Source organism: Streptomyces sp. NPDC029138, from assembly GCF_055564375.1.
The window spans coordinates 148,365-166,256 of the sequence record NZ_JBVHWM010000001.1 but is presented as its reverse complement, the minus strand read 5'-3'; the positions used below and the strand labels follow the sequence as shown (position 1 = coordinate 166,256).

The window sequence follows — 17,892 nt, the reverse complement described above, 5'->3', positions numbered from 1 at the left end:
ACTTACAGCACCTCCGGCGCGAGCGAGATGATCTTCATGAACTTCTTCTCGCGCAGCTCACGGCCGACCGGGCCGAAGATGCGGGTGCCGCGAGGGTCGCCGTCGTTCTTCAGAATGACGGCGGCGTTCTCGTCGAAGCGGATGTACGAGCCGTCCGGACGGCGGCGCTCCTTGACGGTGCGAACGATGACCGCCTTGACGACGTCACCCTTCTTCACGTTGCCACCGGGGATCGCGTCCTTGACGGTGGCGACGATGACGTCACCGATGCCCGCGTAGCGGCGACCGGAGCCACCGAGCACACGGATGCAAAGGATCTCCTTCGCACCAGTGTTGTCGGCGACACGCAGTCGCGACTCCTGCTGGATCACGTCTATCTCCTGAATGTCTGCCGGTTCCCCGGGGGCCGCTCACACGAGCGGCCCCCGGAGCCTGGCGGAACTGTCCTGCGAGGGGCGCCCCGCAGGAGAATTACTTGGCCTTCTCGAGGATCTCGACGACGCGCCAGCGCTTCGTCGCGGACAGCGGCCGGGTCTCCATGAGGAGGACGCGGTCGCCGACGCCCGCAGCGTTCTGCTCGTCGTGGGCCTTGAGCTTGTTCGTACGGCGGATGACCTTGCCGTACAGCGCGTGCTTCACACGGTCCTCGACGGCGACGACGACGGTCTTGTCCATCTTGTCGCTGACGACCAGACCCTCACGGGTCTTGCGGAATCCGCGTGCCTCGGTGTTCTCAGTCACGTTGCTCTCGCTCATCAGGCGCTCTCCACCGTCTCGATGCCCAGCTCGCGCTCACGCATCAGGGTGTAGATCCGCGCGATGTCCTTACGGACGGCCTTCAGCCGACCGTGGTTCTCGAGCTGACCCGTCGCCGCCTGGAAGCGGAGGTTGAACAGCTCTTCCTTGGCCTCGCGGAGCTTCGCCAGAAGCTCCTCGTTGCCCAGCTCGCGCAGCTCGGACGCCTTGGTACCGGCCGACATCACGCTTCACCTGCCTCGCGCTTGACGATCCGGCACTTCATCGGCAGCTTGTGGGCCGCACGCGTCAGCGCCTCACGGGCGATCTTCTCGTTGGGGTACGACAGCTCGAACATCACACGTCCGGGCTTGACGTTGGCGATCCACCACTCCGGAGAACCCTTACCGGAACCCATGCGGGTCTCGGCCGGCTTCTTGGTGAGGGGACGGTCCGGGTAGATGTTGATCCAGACCTTGCCGCCACGCTTGATGTGACGGGTCATCGCGATACGAGCCGCCTCGATCTGGCGGTTCGTCACGTAGGCCGGGGTCAGCGCCTGGATGCCGTACTCGCCGAACGCAACCTGCGTCCCACCCTTGGACATACCGTTGCGCTTCGGGTGGTGCTGCTTGCGGTGCTTGACCCTACGGGGGATCAGCATGACGGTCAGGCCTCCGTTCCGGTGCTCTCAGCCGGAGCGGCGGCGGGAGCCTCGGCCTTGGGGGCCTCGGCGCCGGCAGCCTGCTGCGGCTTGCGACCGCGCCGCTCGCCACCGCGGCCACCACGGGCCGGGCGGTCGGCGCCACCGCGGGCCGGGCGGTTACCCGCACGGGCGGCAGCGTTCTCGGCGCGGACCTCGGCGATGTTCTTGACGTCGCCCTTGTAGATCCAGACCTTCACACCGATGCGGCCGAAGGTCGTCTTGGCCTCGAAGAAGCCGTAGTCCACGTTCGCGCGGAGCGTGTGCAGGGGCACGCGGCCCTCGCGGTAGAACTCCGAGCGGGACATCTCGGCGCCGCCGAGGCGGCCACCGCACTGGATCTTGATGCCCTTGGCGCCGGCCTTCATGGCGGACTGCATGCTCTTGCGCATGGCCCGACGGAAGGAGACGCGGGAGGACAGCTGCTCGGCGACGGCCTGGGCCACCAGCTGAGCGTCCGTCTCCGGGTTCTTGACCTCGAGGATGTTCAGCTGGACCTGCTTGCCGGTCAGCTTCTCCAGGTCACCGCGGATGCGGTCGGCCTCGGCGCCGCGGCGGCCGATGACGATGCCCGGGCGAGCGGTGTGGATGTCCACGCGGACGCGGTCACGGGTGCGCTCGATCTCGACCTTGGAGATGCCGGCGCGCTCCATGCCGGACGTCATCATCCGACGGATGGCGACGTCTTCCTTGACGTAGTCCTTGTACAGCTTGTCGGCGTACCAACGCGACTTGAAGTCGGTCGTGACACCGAGCCGGAACCCATGCGGGTTTACCTTCTGGCCCATTACCGGGTTCCTTCCTTGCTGCTGACGACCACGGTGATGTGGCTGGTCCGCTTGCGGATCCGGTAGGCACGGCCCTGGGCGCGCGGACGGAACCGCTTCAGGGTCGGGCCCTCGTCGACGTAGGCCTCGGAAATGAAGAGGCTGTCGACATCGGTGTGGTCGTAGTTGTGCGCGGCGTTGGCGATGGCGCTGTCGAGCACCTTGCCGACCGGCACGGAGGCGGCCTGCGGAGCGAATCGCAGGACGGCCTGGGCCTCCGTGGCGTCCATGCCACGGATGAGGTCCACCACGCGGCGGGCCTTCATGGGCGTGACGCGGATGTACCGCGCCTGGGCCCTGGCTTCCATGGTTGTCCCTTCAGTTACTTACGTGTCTGAATGCGATCCGCTACTAGCGGCGCTTCGACTTCCGGTCTTCCTTGACGTGGCCCCGGAAGGTGCGCGTCGGCGAGAACTCGCCGAGCTTGTGGCCGACCATCGACTCGGTGACGAACACCGGGATGTGGGTCTTGCCGTTGTGCACCGCGATCGTGTGGCCGAGCATGGCCGGGACGATCATCGAGCGACGGGACCAGGTCTTGATGACGTTCTTGGTGCCGGCTTCGTTCTGCGTGTCCACCTTCTTCATCAGGTGGTCGTCGACGAAGGGCCCCTTCTTCAAGCTACGAGGCATCTCAACCCGTCCTTAGCGCTTCTTGTTCGTCTTGCGGCGGCGGACGATGTACTTGTTCGACGCCTTCTTGGGCGAACGAGTACGGCCTTCCTTCTTGCCCCACGGGGACACAGGGTGGCGACCACCGGAGGTCCGGCCCTCACCACCACCGTGCGGGTGGTCAACCGGGTTCATGACCACACCACGGACGGTCGGGCGAACGCCCAGCCACCGCTTGCGGCCTGCCTTGCCCCAGTTGATGTTGCTCTGCTCGGCGTTGCCGACCTCGCCGACGGTGGCGCGGCAGCGCACGTCGACCAGGCGGATCTCACCGGACGGCATGCGCAGGTGGGCGTAGGCGCCCTCCTTCGCGAGCAGCTGCACGGAGGCACCGGCGGAACGGGCGAACTTGGCACCGCCACCGGGACGGAGCTCGATCGCGTGGATCGTGGTACCGACCGGGATGTTGCGGAGGGCCAGGTTGTTGCCCGGCTTGATGTCGGCCCCGGGACCGTTCTCCACGGTGTCGCCCTGCTGGAGGTTGCGCGGGGCGAGGATGTAGCGCTTCTCGCCGTCGGCGTAGTGCAGCAGCGCGATGCGCGCGGTGCGGTTGGGGTCGTACTCGATGTGCGCGACCTTCGCCGGCACGCCGTCCTTGTCGTGACGACGGAAGTCGATCACACGGTAGGCGCGCTTGTGTCCGCCACCCTGGTGGCGAACGGTCACACGACCGGCGTTGTTACGGCCGCCCTTGCTGTGCAGGGGACGGACCAGCGACTTCTCCGGCGTGGACCGCGTGACCTCGACGAAGTCGGCAACGCTGGCGCCACGACGGCCCGGCGTAGTCGGCTTGTACTTGCGGATTCCCATTTCTCAGTCCTCGTCCGATATCGGACGATCCGACCCGCTTACGCGGTCGGACCGCCGAAGATGTCGATACGGTCGCCCTCGGCGAGGGTCACGATCGCGCGCTTCGTGGCCGCGCGCTGGCCGAAGCCGGTGCGGGTCCGCTTGCGCTTGCCCTGGCGGTTGATCGTGTTGACCCCGGTGACCTTGACGTCGAAGACCGCCTGGACGGCCTCCTTGATCTGGGTCTTGTTGGCACGCGGGTCGACGACGAACGTGTACTTGTTCTCGTCGAGGAGCGCGTAGCTCTTCTCGGAGACGACCGGCTTCAGCAGGACGTCACGGGGGTCCGTGTACGACTTGCTCAGCGGAGTCTCGACGGTGTTCTTGCCCTCGGTGGCGTGGCGACGCGCCTTGGCGACGCGCGCGGCCTTGGCGGCCTTGGCGGCCTTCGAGGCGATAGCGGGGTGACGGATGGCCATCAGACCTCGCTCCCTTCAATGTCGTTGGCCTTCGGGCCGGCGACGAAGGACTCGAAAGCGGCCTGGGTGAAGACCACGTCGTCCGAGACGAGAACGTCGTACGTGTTCAGCTGGCCCGGCTCCAGGATGTGGACCTGGGGCAGGTTGCGGGCGGACAGCCACGCGGCCTCGTCGGCGCGGTCGACGACCAGGAGCAGGTTCTTGCGCTCCGAGATCTTGCCGAACAGCGACTTGGCGGCCTTGGTGCTGGGGGTCTCGCCCTCGACCACGCCGGAGACGACGTGGATGCGGTTGTGACGCGCCCGGTCGGTGAGGGCACCGCGCAGGGCGGCGGCCTTCATCTTCTTCGGGGTCCGCTGCGAGTAGTCGCGCGGCACGGGACCGTGCACGACGCCACCACCGGCGAACTGCGGCGCGCGGGTCGAACCCTGACGGGCGCGACCGGTGCCCTTCTGGCGGTAAGGCTTCTTGCCACCACCACGGACTTCACCGCGGGTCTTGGTCTTGTGCGTGCCCTGACGGGCGGCAGCCAGCTGCGCGACGACGACCTGGTGGATCAGCGGAACGCTGACCTTGGCGTCGAAGATCTCCGCGGGGAGCTCGACGGAACCGGCCTTCTCGCCCGCCGGCGAAAGGATGTCAACAGTGCTCATCGGTTACCTCAGGCCCCCTTGGCCGCGGTGCGGACCAGGACGAGGCCGCCGTTCGGACCGGGAACCGCGCCCTTGATGAGCAGCAGACCCTTCTCCGCGTCAACGGCGTGGACGGTCAGGTTCTGGGTGGTGACCCGCTCGTTGCCCATACGACCCGCCATGCGGAGGCCCTTGAACACACGGCCCGGGGTGGCGCAGCCACCGATGGAACCGGGGGAGCGGTGCTTGCGCTGGGTGCCGTGTCCGGCGCCGAGGCCACGGAAGTTGTGGCGCTTCATGACACCGGCGAAGCCCTTGCCCTTGCTCTTGCCGGTGACGTCGACCTTGGTACCGGCCTCGAACACCTCAGCGGTGATCTCCTGGCCGAGCGTGTACTCGGAGGCGTCCGCGGTGCGGATCTCGACGAGGTGACGACGCGGGGTGACGTCGGCCTTGGCGAAGTGGCCCTTGAGGGGCTTGTTCACCTTGCGCGGGTCGATCTCGCCGAAGGCGATCTGGACCGACTCGTAGCCGTCAGTGTCATTCGTACGGACCTGGGTGACGACGTTGGGCCCGGCCTTGACGACGGTGACGGGAACAACGCGGTTGTTCTCGTCCCACACCTGCGTCATACCGAGCTTCTCGCCCAGGATGCCCTTGATCTGCTTAGCCATTCTCAGATCACCGGCCTCAGAGCTTGATCTCGATGTCGACACCGGCCGGCAGGTCGAGTCGCATCAGAGAGTCAACGGTCTTGGGGGTCGGGTCGAGGATGTCGATCAGGCGCTTGTGCGTGCGCATCTCGAAGTGCTCGCGCGAGTCCTTGTACTTGTGCGGCGACTTGATGACGCAGTACACGTTCTTCTCAGTGGGCAGCGGCACCGGGCCCGCGACCGACGCACCGGTACGGGTCACCGTCTCGACGATCTTCTTCGCCGAAGAGTCGATGACCTCGTGGTCGTAGGCCTTGAGCCGGATGCGGATCTTCTGTCCCGCCATGGCTACTCAGTAGTCCTGTCTCTTCTCACGCTCTGGAACCCGGTGTTTCCTGCATGTCACCCTCGTTCTCCGACCCACGCGGTCGGGCGTGTCGCGCTCCCGCTGACACAGATGTCCCTTGTTCGAACATCCCTGCGGGATTGACACGGCCCTTCCGGAACCGCGGACCGGGGACCTCGGGCCCACCGGGCGCCTGGCCGGTGCCGCGCCCACGCTTCCCGGAAGATTCCCGTACGTCCGCCCCAGTGCTGCCCGAAGGCAGTTAGGGCGACGAGTACTGTGGGACTCGCTTCCGGTCCTCCCGGCGGGAGGCGCGCAGCATCAACACTCGACCGAGCAACTCGGACAGTCTGCCATATGGGGCAGGTGCTCCGCCAATCGAGCCGAAGAGATTACCCCCAAGGTGACGTAGGTCAAACCGGAAGGCTGCACGCGCGGCTAGGAGACCGAGCCGGCCGAAGGCCCCGGAGCGGGGCCGGAGGGCGGTGGGCCCCACGGCTGGGGCGGGACCCACGCGGCGGCATGCCGGCGGCGATGGCGGCTGCGCCGGACGGCAGTGATGACGATGATGGTCACGGATACGGTGAAAGCGGCGAGGAAGCAACCGATCCCTGCGGCGATGCCGCCGATCGTGGCCCCCACTCGGGGCTTGTCCCCCAGCGCGAACTCGGCCGGCAGTTGCGATGTGCAGATGATCGAGTACTCGCCACTGCCACCGGGCTCCACCTCGAAGACGCGCTCCCAGGTGCGGGACCCCAGCGTGATGCGGAACGTGCTGTCCGGCTGGGTCATGGAGCCGGACCTCATCTCCGGAATCCGGCACTCGACGTGACCCTGGCCGGACTGGGACACGTAGATCGCCTTGGTCTCTCCGCGCACGAAACCGAACGTCCGCGCCTCACCGCTGGAGAAGCTCCGGGCCGTGTCGATCGAGTGCACCGTGTCCTTGACCGTCGACACGAAGAAGGCGGTACCGACACCGACCAGGACGATGCCCAGCAACGCGGCCACCAGGTACCAGATACGCCGAGGCCGCAAGTCCTTCGCCGGGATGTTCGGCGGCGGGGGCGGCGGGCCGCCATAGGGCGGCCCCCACGGGTACGGGTTCTGTATCGCCATAGGGGTGCATCGTACGCAGTCACCGGCCCCTGTCAGGGACGGATGCCGGTCGCGTAGCTCAGGAAGTCCGCCCAGGCGGTGGCCGGGAAGGCGAGGCGGGGGCCTTCGGGATTCTTGGAGTCGCGGATGTGGATGGTGGTGGGGGTGGGGGCGACTTCGAGGCAGTCGTTGCCGTTGCTGCTGTCGCTGTAGCTGCTCTTGAACCAGTGGAGTTCCGGGGTGCTCATAGTTCTCCCAGCGTTTGCTCGATGAAGACCAGAGACTCCTCTGGCGTCAGCGCCTGAGCCCGGATGATGCCATAGCGCAGGTCGAGGACACGGAGCTGCCTCGGGTTCGAGACCGGGCGGCCCGAGAAGTCACCGTCCGTACGGCCCATCCCCGTTCCGTCCGCGAACTTCAGCACTTGGATCCGGCCCCCCGTTCCAGGGTGGTTCGCGCGGGCGGTCGGCATCACTTGAAGCTCCACGAAAGGCAACCGGGCCACCTCCAGCATGTGTTCGAGCTGCCGGCGCAACACCATTGTGTCCCCGACCGGGCGCCGTAGCGTCACCTCCTCCTGGACGAAGCTGAACTCTGGTGCGGGCGAGCGCTCGAAGACGGCCTTCCGGGCCATGCGCCCGGCCACCATGCGCTCCAGCAGGTCCGGTGAGTAGGCCGGACGCCAGGTGCGAAGCAGCGCTCGCGCGTACTCCTCCGTCTGCAACAGACCATGGATGTTGTGGTTGCTGTACAGCGACATCTCCACCGCCCGCCCCTCCATCTCCGCCAGCTCCCGCACCTTCTTGGGATAGCGGGCCTTCTTCATGTCCTCCGTGAAGGCCCTCAGATGCCCCTGCGCCTTCAGGAACGTGTCCGCCCTGTCCAGCAACTCCGGCCGGGGAATTCGTGCCCCTCGCTCGATCTTGCGGATCATGTCCTCGCCGTACCCCATGGCCTCGCCCAGCTCGGGCGCCGAGACCCCGGCCGCCTCCCGGCAGACCTTGAGCAGGCGCCCCACCGCCTGGACCACCGGCTCGATCTCGTCGCCCGGCTCGACGTCCCAGCCGGCCTCGTCCACTCCCTCACCCATCGCTCCTCCTCCGGCGCGCACTCGTACCCGTAACAACGCCCGAGACAGCCGAGACAGCCGAGACAAAGCCGGGACAGTCACCGTACGTACAGGCGCAGTCACTCCCTTCACGGAAGCAGAATCCGCCACGCTCAGTGACATGAATCAAGAAACGGCTGCTCCTGAAAACCAACTCAACGGGCACATCCCTCACTTCAGCGTCCGCCTGTCCCCCACGCCACGCGGAGCCCGCCTGGCCCGGCTGCTCGCCGAGCAGCAACTTCGGACGTGGGGGCTGCCGTTGGAGACGCCGACGCAGATCGTCGCCGAACTCGCCGCCAACGCAGCCACCCACGGCCGCGTCCCCGGCCGCGACTTCCAGCTGCTGCTCTACGTCGTCGGCGGCACGCTCCGCATCGAGGTCACCGACACTCGCGGTGACCGACTCCCCCGGCTCGCACGCCCGGCCGAGGAGGGCGAGTCAGGTCGCGGCCTCGTGCTCGTGGCGGCTCTCGCCGACCGCTGGGGCGTCACCCAGGGACGGCACCCGCGCAAGACCGTCTGGGCGGAGGTCGCTCTCCCCGCACCGGAACCCGACTCCCCTTGCTCCGGTACCACGGGCGGCTTCTCCCCAAGGAACAGCAAGATCAAAGAACCCCACCAAGCCCCACCCCTCCCGCCCACGGCGCACACTCACCCACGAGGGTGAATACGACCAACTCGGCTGGATTTCGGCCGGGTTGCCTGCCTTACGCTCGGCGCGAGACCACCGCAGACATGAGTCGGCCCTCGCCGGGAGTAGCGATCCCAGTGCGAGGGCCTGACCACCGAGGAAGGCTCCAACTTCCCGATGGACACGGAAAACCCTAGCGTGCCCACGCACGCCCAGTCCCCCATTGCCGCCGACAACCACCCGAACCGGGCCCATCACAGCGGTGGGCTCATCCACGAGCACACCCGCCACACCACCCGGTTCACGGTGATCGGCAACCACCTCGCCCAGCACCCGGACCTCTCCCTGCTCGCGATCGGCCTGGCCTGCCACATCCAGTCGCTGCCGCCCGGCGCCCGCGTCGACATCAAGACCCTCGCCGCCCGCTTCCCCGAGGGCGCGACCCGTATCGCCGCCGCCCTGCGCGAGCTGGAGGCCCACGGCTACCTGCGCCGCGAACGCGCCCGCGTCCCCGGCGGACGGATCGTCACCCGCACGGTCTCCTGCAACCAGCCGGGCCGCCGGCGTGAGGCGTCCGAGGCCCCGCAGACGCGCCGCGCGGCCACCGCAGCGCGGCAGAAGCCCGCCCGGCGCCGCGCCCTCCCCGCTGTGCCGAAGCCCGCGTACACCTCCCCCGCCCTCCTCCGGGCGGCGACCGACGTCCTCGCCGGCCTCCGCCGCACGGACCCCCGCCTGCTCCTGTCCGCCGCCGACGCCGAGCACCTCGCGCCCGGTGTCGTGGCCTGGCTGGAGCGGGACCTCACCCCCACCGCCGTACGCCACGCTCTGACCAGCGACCTGCCGCCGGAACCCCTGATCCGTCCGGCCGCCCTCCTCGCCCACCGCCTGGCGGCCAAGCTCCCGCCCCTGCCCCCGTACCGCGCGCCCGAGCCGCCCCCGGCCGTCCGGCACCCCCTCCAGACCTGCGACGACTGCGACCGAGCCTTCCGCGCGCCACGACCGGGCCGCTGCCGCGACTGCCGGACCGACCTCCAGGAGGCCGCCTAGCATGAAAGCGACGATCCTTGCCCCTGGGCACAGACGACGAGGAGCGAGCGCCATGCCCATCGCACCGGGCAACGCGCGGCGGGGCGCTCTCCACCGCTACCGAGCCATGCGGGATTTCGTCCAGTCCGCGGACGACACCCTGCCCGGCAAGTTCGAGATCACCCAGGAAGGGATCGTCCACGACATGGTGGCGCCCGTCGGTCCGCATGAGCTGACCACTGTGCACCTGCGGAGGCGCCTGGAAAGGGTGATGCCGGAGGAGATCGTGGCTCCCACAGGCGAACCGGATGTCGAGGATTGAGTCCCAGGGCCTCATGCGCCGACCTGACATCATGGTGATCACCATGGCGGACATGGACGTCCCGGGTTCCTTCGATCCCCGCACTCTCATCGCCGCCATCGAGATCGTCTCCCGCTCCAACCCGGACAACGACTGGGTGGGCAAGGTCCGCGACTACCCTCTGATGGGTGTCCCGGTCTACGCGGTCTTCGACCCCCGCACCGGCACCGGCGCCGTCTTCACAGACATCCACCCCACCCCGGACGGCCCCCGCCACGCCACACGCAAGGACTTCGTCTACGGCGAGGACGTGACGATCGCCGACTGGACGATCTCGACGGAGGGTCTGCCGCTCTACGGGTGACCCTCCCCCACCCGCAGGCTCTCCAGCGGACCCAGGTACAGCTCCGGCAGCCCGCCCCTGTCGATCAGCAGGCGCTGCACCACCACCGTCGGGTCCACCATCCAGAACTTCAGCCGGTGGACGCCCGGCTTCGTCACGGTGTGCGTGGTCGCCGTCGCGTTGACGTTGTCCGAGGTGTGCCGGGCCCACACCGTGTTCAGCGCGCCGTCGTCCGCGCCCGCCGTGATGTCCACGGTCCGGATCGGGCCGTCGTCGAGGGAGACGCCGTAGCGAAGGCCGGACGCGGAGGGCAGGGCCGGGTTGCGGGGGGACAGGTGGGCCCAGACCGTCACCTCGCCGGGGGCGGACAGCAGCGTCACCTCGTACTCCAGGCGAGGTGAGTCGCCGCCCGGAGTACGGCTCGGGGACGTCACCGGCCACGGGGTCATGCCCGCGCCGGTCCGTCCGATGCCGTCGATCAGGCGCCACTGTCCGACTGCCCGGTCGTAGTGCTCGGCGTCGATCGCCACGTAGCCGCCGGCCTCCACGAAACCCCGCACCCGCACGCCCGACGGGCGTTCCGCCACGCAGCGGACCGGGACCGACGCACCGGCCCCGTGGACCGTCAGGGTCGCCTCCGCCCGCCCGGCCGGTGCCCGGGACCAGTCCACCTCCACCTCCAGCCGGACCTGCTGGTCCACCCGGCCGCGCGGGCGGTCCACCCGCAGCCAGGGCGCCGAGACCGAGACCTCGTACGGGAAGGGCGTACGGCCCCGGTTGAAGATCTCCACATACTGCTGGGGGCGGGTCTGGTACGGGCTGAACGGTGGCAGCGACGCGGCCGAGGAGGAGCCTCCCGGCCACCACTCCCCCGCGTCTTCGGCCCCGTCCACGGACACGCCCAGCTCCGCACCCGAGGGCACCTCGATGCGCCGCACCGCGGGGAACAGCACATCCGGCAGCGCCACGTTGTCCTTCTCCGGCTGCTGCCAGCCCGCGTTGGGGCCGTAGCGGTCGACGTCCCCGTAGTCGATGTGCGGCTGGGTCTGGAAGCCCTGCCATTTGCCGTCGGCGACACGGGAGTTGAAGCGGTCGGCGAGGGCGAAGTCGTGGCCGAGGGCGGCTTCCGCCTGTGCCGCGCGGTCGTTCGTCGCGGCCCGGCCCTGTGCCGCGTACAGCAGGTTCGTGAACTCCGCTGCCCGCAGCGCGTACAGGTTCGCGGTCGCCGTGACCGCGTAACCGGCCAGTTCGAACCACGCGTCCCGCAGCCGCCCCGGCAGTCTGCGCTCGACGCGTTCCGCGCGGCGGCCCAGCGCGCGCCACTGTTCGGTGACCCGTTCCAGTTCCCGGTGCGCGAAGTAGTACGGGCTCTGCTGGTCGTCGTACACGACCTGGTCGCCGGAGAGGGTGATCCGTCGGTTCAGCAGCTCCGGTTTGCGGCGGGCCTGGAGCCGGCCGTAGGCCGCGAGCAGCGAGGCGATCTCCTTCGCCTGTGCCTCCCCGAAGTTCTGGCGGGCGTAGCGCTCCTCCCATGCGCCGAGGCGCTCCAGCGGCCAGGCGTCGGGATTCCAGGCGTAGGTGAGGAAGAACTCCGTCGGCAGCTCGTTGCCCTTCAGATCGCCGACGTTGACCACCCACAGGCCGTGGTTGCCGTAGGCGTGCGCCTGGTGGAGCTGGTCCCAGACGTTTCTGAGGTTCGCGGTGTCGACCCACTTGTAGTTGCGGCCGGCGCCGACGTAGTCGAAGTGGTAGTAGAGGCCGTAGCCGCCGGGGCGGGGGCTGTCCGGGTGTTTGCGGATGTTGCCCCAGTTGTCGTCCGTGAGGACCACGGTGACGTCGTCGGGGGCGCGCAGGCCCCGGTCCCAGTAGCGCTGGACCTCCTTGTAGAGGGTCCAGACCTGGGGCGTCTCGGCCGCCGGCCTGCCGGTCACCTCCTCGATGATGCGGCGCTGGTCGGTGATGATCTGCTGCATGAGTTCGATGCCGTCGCCGTCGGGCAGGCCGGTGTCGCCGTTGCCGCGCATGCCGAGGGTCACGACGCCCTCGAAGCCCTGGTCGACCATGCGCTGGATGCCGGCGCGCCAGTACGCGCGGATCGCCTCCGCGTTGCGGCGGTACGACCATTCGCCGGTGCCCCCGTAGGGGTCTGTCCCGGAGCCGGCGTGCCGGTTCCACTCCTCGATGCCGCGCATCATCGGCGCCTCGTGGGATGTGCCCATGACGATGCCGTACTCGGCCGCCCGCCGGTGGTTGTCCGGGTCGTCTTCCGCGAACGCCCGGCCCCAGACCGCCGGCCAGAGGTAGTTGCCCTTCAGGCGCAGCAGGACCTCGAAGACCTTCGCGTAGAGGTCGGCGGTGAAGCCGCCGGGGTAGCCCGGCGCCTTGCCCGGGCCGAAGTACGCCGGCGCCCAGGTGCCGAGGGCCGGGTTCTCGTCGTTGACGAAGATGCCCCGGTACTTGACCGCCGGGGTGCCCTGGGTGAAGCGGCCGGCCTTCACCCACACCGCGTCGCGCCGGGCCGGCGGTACGTCGTCCCACCAGTGCCAGGGCGAGACGCCGAGGCCGTACGAGACGTCGTACGCCCCGAAGATCGTGCCCCGTGGATCGCTGCCCGCGATGACGAACGCCCGCTCCACACCGGGCATCGGGTGCTCCACGACCGTCTCCAGCGAGGTCTCCCACCGGCCCCGCACGCCCGTGACGTCGAGCTTCCCGGACCGGATCAGGCCGTCGATCAGCGGGCTGCGGCCGATCGTGCCGAGCAGGACCGGGAAGCGGCCGATCGTCGTGCCCGAGTGGACGCCGGTGACGCGCGCGAGGTCGTCCCGGAGGTCCCCCGCCACCCGTACGACCCCGGGATGGTCCTCGGGACTCACCACCACGGGCGCGCCGACCAGGGAGAACACCCCGCCTGTGAACGAGATGTACGACCCCGGGTCCGTCACCCGGAGCCCGTCCCCGGTGGCGGCGGACGCGGTTCCCGACGCTCCCATGGGCATGGCGGCCAGCCCGGCGCCCAGGACCGTCCCGCCGAGCACCGTCCTACGGCTGACGTGCGCAGACGACATACCTCACCCCTCCAGCCCCTCCAGCCCCCATTTGCTCACCGGCATGACAAATAGTGGGGGGAGGCAGGGACGGGGGGAACGGGTCGTACGCGCCGAATAGTTTCGAAGCCGTCAGTACGCCGCGCCCGCGAGCATGAAGCCGTCCTCCGGCACCAGATTGTTCGCGCTGAGCAGGTTGCCGCCCAGCGGGAGGCCGATCGACCTGCGCTGCGCCCCGATACCCGGATCACGCACCGACACGGTCAGGGTGTAGGCCGGCTCTCCGGTGATGGTGTTCGAGGAGTCGGTCGGTGCCTGAAGCGCCTTCATCACGTCCTTCGCGTCCTGACCGGGGCACAGCGCGTCCAGCGGCAGGGACACCTCGGCACCGTCACCGGTGCCGGACTTCGTGGCGGAATCCCAGGTGACGGGCAGGCCGTGCGCGCCGCCAACCAGTCCGTCCGGGCCCTCGATCTCGACGGCGACACCCTCGCCGCCCAGGGTCCGCGACAGTTCCAGTGACCCCTTTGGGCCCGGTGCGAAGAGCAGGCCGATGGTGAAGCGGCCGGGGGCGCGGGGCAGCTTCTCGTAGCCGTAGGAGCCGAGTACGAGCTGCGGGCCGGGCGTCGGGGCGGTGGACTGCGCCGCGGGAGGTGCGGACGCGGACGCGGGCAGCGGGAAGTAGTGATAGTCCTTGGCCCCGCACCGGCCGCCGTCGGAGAAACCGCCTCCCGGCAGCGCGATCGTGCGGGCCGGGCCCGACGCGGCCGAGGCGCCCCAGGAGAACAGGCCCTGCTGCCAGGCCATGGTGATCACCACGGCCGCCACGGCCAGCCAGGGGACGACGGCCTGGAGCCCCGCGTGTATCAAGGTCCTCTTCCTCACCCGGAGAACCGTATGCGGTGCCGGGCGGGACATACGAAGAGGCCCGTACGACCGGAGTCGTACGGGCCTCTCGCAGGTCGAGACCTTCGGGTCAGGCACTGACCCTCAAGTCATCAAGCCCTCAAGCAAGCGGAACCTACTTGACGATCTTGGTGACCTGGCCGGCGCCCACGGTGCGGCCACCCTCACGGATGGCGAACTTCAGGCCCTCTTCCATGGCGACGGGCTGGATGAGCTCCACCTTCATCTCGGTGTTGTCACCCGGCATGACCATCTCGGTGCCCTCGGGGAGGGTCACCACGCCGGTCACGTCCGTCGTACGGAAGTAGAACTGCGGACGGTAGTTGTTGAAGAACGGCGTGTGGCGGCCACCCTCGTCCTTGGACAGGATGTAGGCCTGCGCCTCGAACTCGGTGTGCGGGGTGACCGAGCCCGGCTTGATGATGACCTGGCCGCGCTCGACGTCCTCGCGCTTGATGCCACGGAGGAGCAGACCGACGTTCTCACCGGCCTGGCCCTCGTCGAGCAGCTTGCGGAACATCTCGATGCCGGTGACCGTGGTGGAGGTCTTCTCGGTCTTGATGCCGATGATGTCGACGTTCTCGTTGACCTTGAGGACACCACGCTCGATACGGCCGGTGACGACCGTACCGCGACCGGTGATGGTGAAGACGTCCTCGATCGGCATGAGGAACGGCTTGTCGACGTCGCGCTCCGGCTGCGGGATCGACTCGTCGACGGCCTTCATCAGGTTGAGGACGGAGTCCACCCACTCCTGCTCGCCCTCGAGGGCCTTGAGCGCGGAGACCTTGACGACCGGGACGTCGTCGCCGGGGAACTCGTACTCGGAGAGGAGCTCACGGACCTCGAGCTCGACGAGCTCCAGGATCTCCTCGTCGTCCACCATGTCGGCCTTGTTCAGGGCGACGACGATGTACGGAACGCCGACCTGGCGGGCCAGGAGCACGTGCTCCTTGGTCTGCGGCATCGGGCCGTCGGTCGCGGCGACCACCAGGATCGCGCCGTCCATCTGCGCGGCACCGGTGATCATGTTCTTGATGTAGTCCGCGTGACCCGGGCAGTCGACGTGGGCGTAGTGACGCGCCTCGGTCTGGTACTCGACGTGCGCGATGGAGATGGTGATACCGCGCTGACGCTCCTCAGGAGCCTTGTCGATGTTGTCGAACGGGGTGGCCTCGTTCAGGTCCGGGTACGCGTCGTGCAGCACCTTGGTAATGGCGGCCGTGAGGGTCGTCTTACCGTGGTCGATGTGACCGATGGTGCCGATGTTGACGTGCGGCTTAGTCCGCTCGAACTTCGCCTTCGCCACTGGGGTCCTCCTGTGGAGTGGTTCTGTACGCCTTACTTCATCGGCGCCAGGTGATCTTTGCTGTAAAGGCCCGGAACCCGGGGCAAACGCTCACGATTGCGGACGTTTGCCCCTGGAGGCTCCGGAGTCAAGCCTACGGCGTGTGAACGCGGTGCGTTACTCGCCCTTGGCCTTCGCGATGATCTCCTCGGCGACGTTCCGCGGAACCTCGGCGTAGGAGTCGAACTGCATCGAGTAGCTTGCGCGACCCGACGTCTTGCTGCGGAGGTCGCCGACGTAGCCGAACATCTCCGACAGGGGCACGAGGCCCTTCACGACGCGGGCACCAGCCCGCTCCTCCATGGCCTGGATCTGGCCACGGCGGGAGTTGATGTCGCCGATGACCTCGCCCATGTAGTCCTCGGGCGTGGTGACCTCGACGGCCATCATCGGCTCGAGCAGCACGGGCTTGGCCTTGCGCGCGGCCTCCTTGAAGGCCTGCGAACCGGCGATCTTGAAGGCGAGTTCGGAGGAGTCGACCTCGTGGTAGGCACCGTCCAGCAGGATGACCCGGACACCGGTCATCTCGTAGCCGGCGAGGATACCGAACTGCATGGCCTCCTGCGCACCGGCGTCCACCGAAGGGATGTACTCCTTCGGGATACGGCCACCGGTGACCTGGTTCACGAACTCGTACGCCATGTCGCCACTCTCGATCGGCTCGATCGAGATGATGACGCGACCGAACTGGCCGGTGCCACCCGTCTGCTTCTTGTGGGTGTACTCGACCTTGTCGACCTTCTGGCGAATGGTCTCGCGGTACGCGACCTGCGGCTTGCCGACGTTGGCCTCGACCTTGAACTCGCGCCTCATCCGGTCGACCAGCACCTCGAGGTGCAGCTCGCCCATACCGCCGATGACGGTCTGGCCGGTCTCCTCGTTGGTGTGCACCTGGAAGGAGGGGTCCTCCTCCGCGAGACGCTGGATGGCGACACCCAGCTTCTCCTGGTCACCCTTGGACTTGGGCTCGATCGCGACCTCGATGACCGGCGCCGGGAAGTCCATGGACTCCAGGATCACCGGGTTCTTCTCGTCGGACAGCGTCTCACCGGTGGTGGTCTGCTTCAGGCCCATGACGGCGACGATGTCACCGGCGCCCACCGACTCGATCTCCTCACGCTTGTTGGCGTGCATGCGGTAGATCTTGCCGATGCGCTCCTTGCGGCCCTTGACGGAGTTCAGCACGGCGGTGCCGGACTCCAGGCGGCCGGAGTACACGCGGACGAAGGTGAGCTTGCCCAGGTGCGGGTCGCTCATGATCTTGAACGCCAGCGCGGACAGCGGCTCGTCGTCGGACGGCTTGCGCTTGATGACCGTCTCCGGGTCCTTGACGTCGTGGCCCTCGATGGCCTCGATGTCGACCGGGGACGGCAGGTAGCGCACGACCGCGTCGAGCAGGGGCTGGACGCCCTTGTTCTTGAACGCGGTGCCGCAGAACACCGGGGTGACGGTGGTGCCGGTGCCCTTGCCGGACGCGATGGTGATACGACGGATCGCGGCGTACAGCTGCTCCTCGGTGGGCTCCTCGCCCTCCAGGTACAGCTCCATGATCTCTTCGTCGTTCTCGGCGACGGCCTCGACCAGCTTGCCGCGCCACTCCTCGGCGGCCTCGGTGTGCGTGGCGGGGATGTCGACGGTGTCGTACATCTCGCCCTTGGTCGCCTCGGCCGACCAGACCAGGGCCTTCATCGTCACCAGGTCGACGACGCCCTTGAAGTCCGCCTCGGCACCGATCGGCAGCTGCATGACCAGCGGCTGCGCGCCCAGGCGGTCGGAGATCATGTCGACACAGCGGTGGAACTCGGCACCGGTGCGGTCGAGCTTGTTGACGAAGCAGATACGCGGAACGCCGTAGCGGTCCGCCTGACGCCACACCGTCTCGGACTGGGGCTCAACGCCGGCGACGCCGTCGAACACCGTGACAGCACCGTCGAGCACACGCAGGGAGCGCTCCACCTCGACGGTGAAGTCGACGTGACCCGGCGTGTCGATGATGTTGATGGTGTGGTCGACGTCCGCCAGCGACCAGTGACAGGTGGTGGCAGCAGAGGTGATCGTGATGCCACGCTCCTGCTCCTGCTCCATCCAGTCCATGGTGGCAGCGCCGTCGTGGACCTCACCGATCTTGTAAGACACACCGGTGTAGAACAGGATCCGCTCGGTGGTGGTCGTCTTGCCCGCGTCGATGTGGGCCATGATCCCGATGTTCCGGACCCTGGCCAGGTCAAGTGAAGTGGTAGCCATA

The 17,892-nt window shown here is 68.2% G+C and carries 21 protein-coding genes and 1 pseudogene; 3 read left to right on the top strand and 19 right to left on the bottom strand.

What is annotated here, in order from left to right; translation table 11 throughout:
• Positions 1–2: 2 nt before the first annotated feature.
• The 15 genes from rplN to ACZ4WH_RS00800 form a co-directional block, all read right to left on the bottom strand.
• Positions 3–371, bottom strand: a complete 369-nt coding sequence (rplN, locus tag ACZ4WH_RS00870) for a 50S ribosomal protein L14 (RefSeq protein ID WP_003998823.1) — start codon at positions 369–371, stop codon at positions 3–5.
• 100 nt (positions 372–471) lie between these two features.
• Entirely contained in the window at positions 472–756 is a 285-nt protein-coding gene (gene rpsQ, locus ACZ4WH_RS00865; RefSeq protein ID WP_014674375.1) for a 30S ribosomal protein S17, read from the bottom strand.
• On the bottom strand, positions 756–980 hold the full coding sequence (rpmC, locus tag ACZ4WH_RS00860) for a 50S ribosomal protein L29 (protein WP_003974259.1): 225 nt from the start codon (positions 978–980) through the stop codon (positions 756–758). Before rpmC ends, rpsQ begins: the two co-directional genes overlap by 1 nt.
• Positions 980–1,399: a 50S ribosomal protein L16 gene (rplP, locus tag ACZ4WH_RS00855; RefSeq protein ID WP_009190136.1), complete on the bottom strand. Its 420-nt coding sequence runs from the start codon at positions 1,397–1,399 to the stop codon at positions 980–982. The genes rpmC and rplP overlap by 1 nt, the downstream gene beginning before the upstream one ends.
• A 5-nt stretch (positions 1,400–1,404) precedes the next feature.
• On the bottom strand, positions 1,405–2,226 hold the full coding sequence (rpsC, locus tag ACZ4WH_RS00850) for a 30S ribosomal protein S3 (RefSeq protein ID WP_014674374.1): 822 nt from the start codon (positions 2,224–2,226) through the stop codon (positions 1,405–1,407).
• Positions 2,226–2,573 carry a 50S ribosomal protein L22 gene (gene rplV / locus ACZ4WH_RS00845; protein ID WP_006130776.1) on the bottom strand — a complete coding sequence of 116 codons (348 nt, stop codon included), beginning with the start codon at positions 2,571–2,573 and terminating at the stop codon, positions 2,226–2,228. Before rplV ends, rpsC begins: the two co-directional genes overlap by 1 nt.
• Before the next feature lie 43 nt (positions 2,574–2,616).
• Positions 2,617–2,898, bottom strand: a complete 282-nt coding sequence (gene rpsS, locus ACZ4WH_RS00840) for a 30S ribosomal protein S19 (protein ID WP_030641188.1) — start codon at positions 2,896–2,898, stop codon at positions 2,617–2,619.
• A 12-nt stretch (positions 2,899–2,910) separates the two neighbouring features.
• On the bottom strand, positions 2,911–3,747 hold the full coding sequence (rplB, locus tag ACZ4WH_RS00835; protein ID WP_030601203.1) for a 50S ribosomal protein L2: 837 nt from the start codon (positions 3,745–3,747) through the stop codon (positions 2,911–2,913).
• Positions 3,748–3,785: 38 nt separating this feature from the next.
• Positions 3,786–4,205 carry a 50S ribosomal protein L23 gene (gene rplW, locus ACZ4WH_RS00830; protein WP_208876145.1) on the bottom strand — a complete coding sequence of 140 codons (420 nt, stop codon included), beginning with the start codon at positions 4,203–4,205 and terminating at the stop codon, positions 3,786–3,788.
• Positions 4,205–4,858, bottom strand: a complete 654-nt coding sequence (rplD, locus tag ACZ4WH_RS00825) for a 50S ribosomal protein L4 (protein WP_467905393.1) — start codon at positions 4,856–4,858, stop codon at positions 4,205–4,207. Before rplD ends, rplW begins: the two co-directional genes overlap by 1 nt.
• A gap of 8 nt (positions 4,859–4,866) precedes the next feature.
• On the bottom strand, positions 4,867–5,511 hold the full coding sequence (gene rplC, locus ACZ4WH_RS00820; protein ID WP_468174864.1) for a 50S ribosomal protein L3: 645 nt from the start codon (positions 5,509–5,511) through the stop codon (positions 4,867–4,869).
• 16 nt (positions 5,512–5,527) lie between these two features.
• The gene (gene rpsJ / locus ACZ4WH_RS00815; RefSeq protein ID WP_003948644.1) at positions 5,528–5,836 is read right to left on the bottom strand and encodes a 30S ribosomal protein S10; all 309 of its coding nucleotides are present in this window, start codon (positions 5,834–5,836) and stop codon (positions 5,528–5,530) included.
• A 438-nt stretch (positions 5,837–6,274) separates the two neighbouring features.
• Complete coding sequence (locus ACZ4WH_RS00810; protein WP_468174861.1) at positions 6,275–6,955, bottom strand: serine/arginine repetitive matrix protein 2; 681 nt, start codon at positions 6,953–6,955, stop codon at positions 6,275–6,277.
• A gap of 32 nt (positions 6,956–6,987) precedes the next feature.
• Entirely contained in the window at positions 6,988–7,182 is a 195-nt protein-coding gene (locus ACZ4WH_RS00805; protein ID WP_468174858.1) for a DUF397 domain-containing protein, read from the bottom strand.
• A complete protein-coding gene (locus ACZ4WH_RS00800) occupies positions 7,179–8,024 on the bottom strand; it encodes a helix-turn-helix domain-containing protein (RefSeq protein ID WP_468174855.1) in 846 nt (281 codons plus the stop codon). The genes ACZ4WH_RS00805 and ACZ4WH_RS00800 overlap by 4 nt, the downstream gene beginning before the upstream one ends.
• 139 nt (positions 8,025–8,163) lie before the next feature.
• Here ACZ4WH_RS00800 and ACZ4WH_RS00795 point away from each other — a divergent pair, with 139 nt between their 5' ends.
• The 3 genes and pseudogenes from ACZ4WH_RS00795 to ACZ4WH_RS00785 all read left to right on the top strand — a co-directional run bounded on the left by ACZ4WH_RS00795 (position 8,164) and on the right by ACZ4WH_RS00785 (position 10,367).
• A complete protein-coding gene (locus tag ACZ4WH_RS00795; RefSeq protein ID WP_468174852.1) occupies positions 8,164–8,712 on the top strand; it encodes an ATP-binding protein in 549 nt (182 codons plus the stop codon).
• Between the two features lie 141 nt (positions 8,713–8,853).
• Entirely contained in the window at positions 8,854–9,723 is an 870-nt protein-coding gene (locus tag ACZ4WH_RS00790) for a helix-turn-helix domain-containing protein (protein ID WP_468174849.1), read from the top strand.
• Between the two features lie 52 nt (positions 9,724–9,775).
• Positions 9,776–10,367, top strand: a pseudogene (locus ACZ4WH_RS00785) (Uma2 family endonuclease).
• On the opposite strand, the gene ACZ4WH_RS00780 reads toward ACZ4WH_RS00785, so the two are convergent.
• The 4 genes from ACZ4WH_RS00780 to fusA form a co-directional block, all read right to left on the bottom strand.
• The gene (locus ACZ4WH_RS00780) at positions 10,358–13,414 is read right to left on the bottom strand and encodes a glycosyl hydrolase 115 family protein (protein ID WP_468174847.1); all 3,057 of its coding nucleotides are present in this window, start codon (positions 13,412–13,414) and stop codon (positions 10,358–10,360) included. The pseudogene ACZ4WH_RS00785 and the gene ACZ4WH_RS00780 sit on opposite strands and share 10 nt — an antisense overlap.
• 111 nt (positions 13,415–13,525) lie before the next feature.
• The gene (locus tag ACZ4WH_RS00775) at positions 13,526–14,278 is read right to left on the bottom strand and encodes a hypothetical protein (RefSeq protein ID WP_468174844.1); all 753 of its coding nucleotides are present in this window, start codon (positions 14,276–14,278) and stop codon (positions 13,526–13,528) included.
• Between the two features lie 136 nt (positions 14,279–14,414).
• Complete coding sequence (gene tuf / locus ACZ4WH_RS00770) at positions 14,415–15,608, bottom strand: elongation factor Tu (RefSeq protein ID WP_030601270.1); 1,194 nt, start codon at positions 15,606–15,608, stop codon at positions 14,415–14,417.
• Between the two features lie 156 nt (positions 15,609–15,764).
• Positions 15,765–17,891, bottom strand: coding sequence for an elongation factor G (fusA, locus tag ACZ4WH_RS00765; RefSeq protein ID WP_468174841.1), 2,127 nt, complete (start codon positions 17,889–17,891; stop codon positions 15,765–15,767).
• Position 17,892 lies beyond the last annotated feature (1 nt).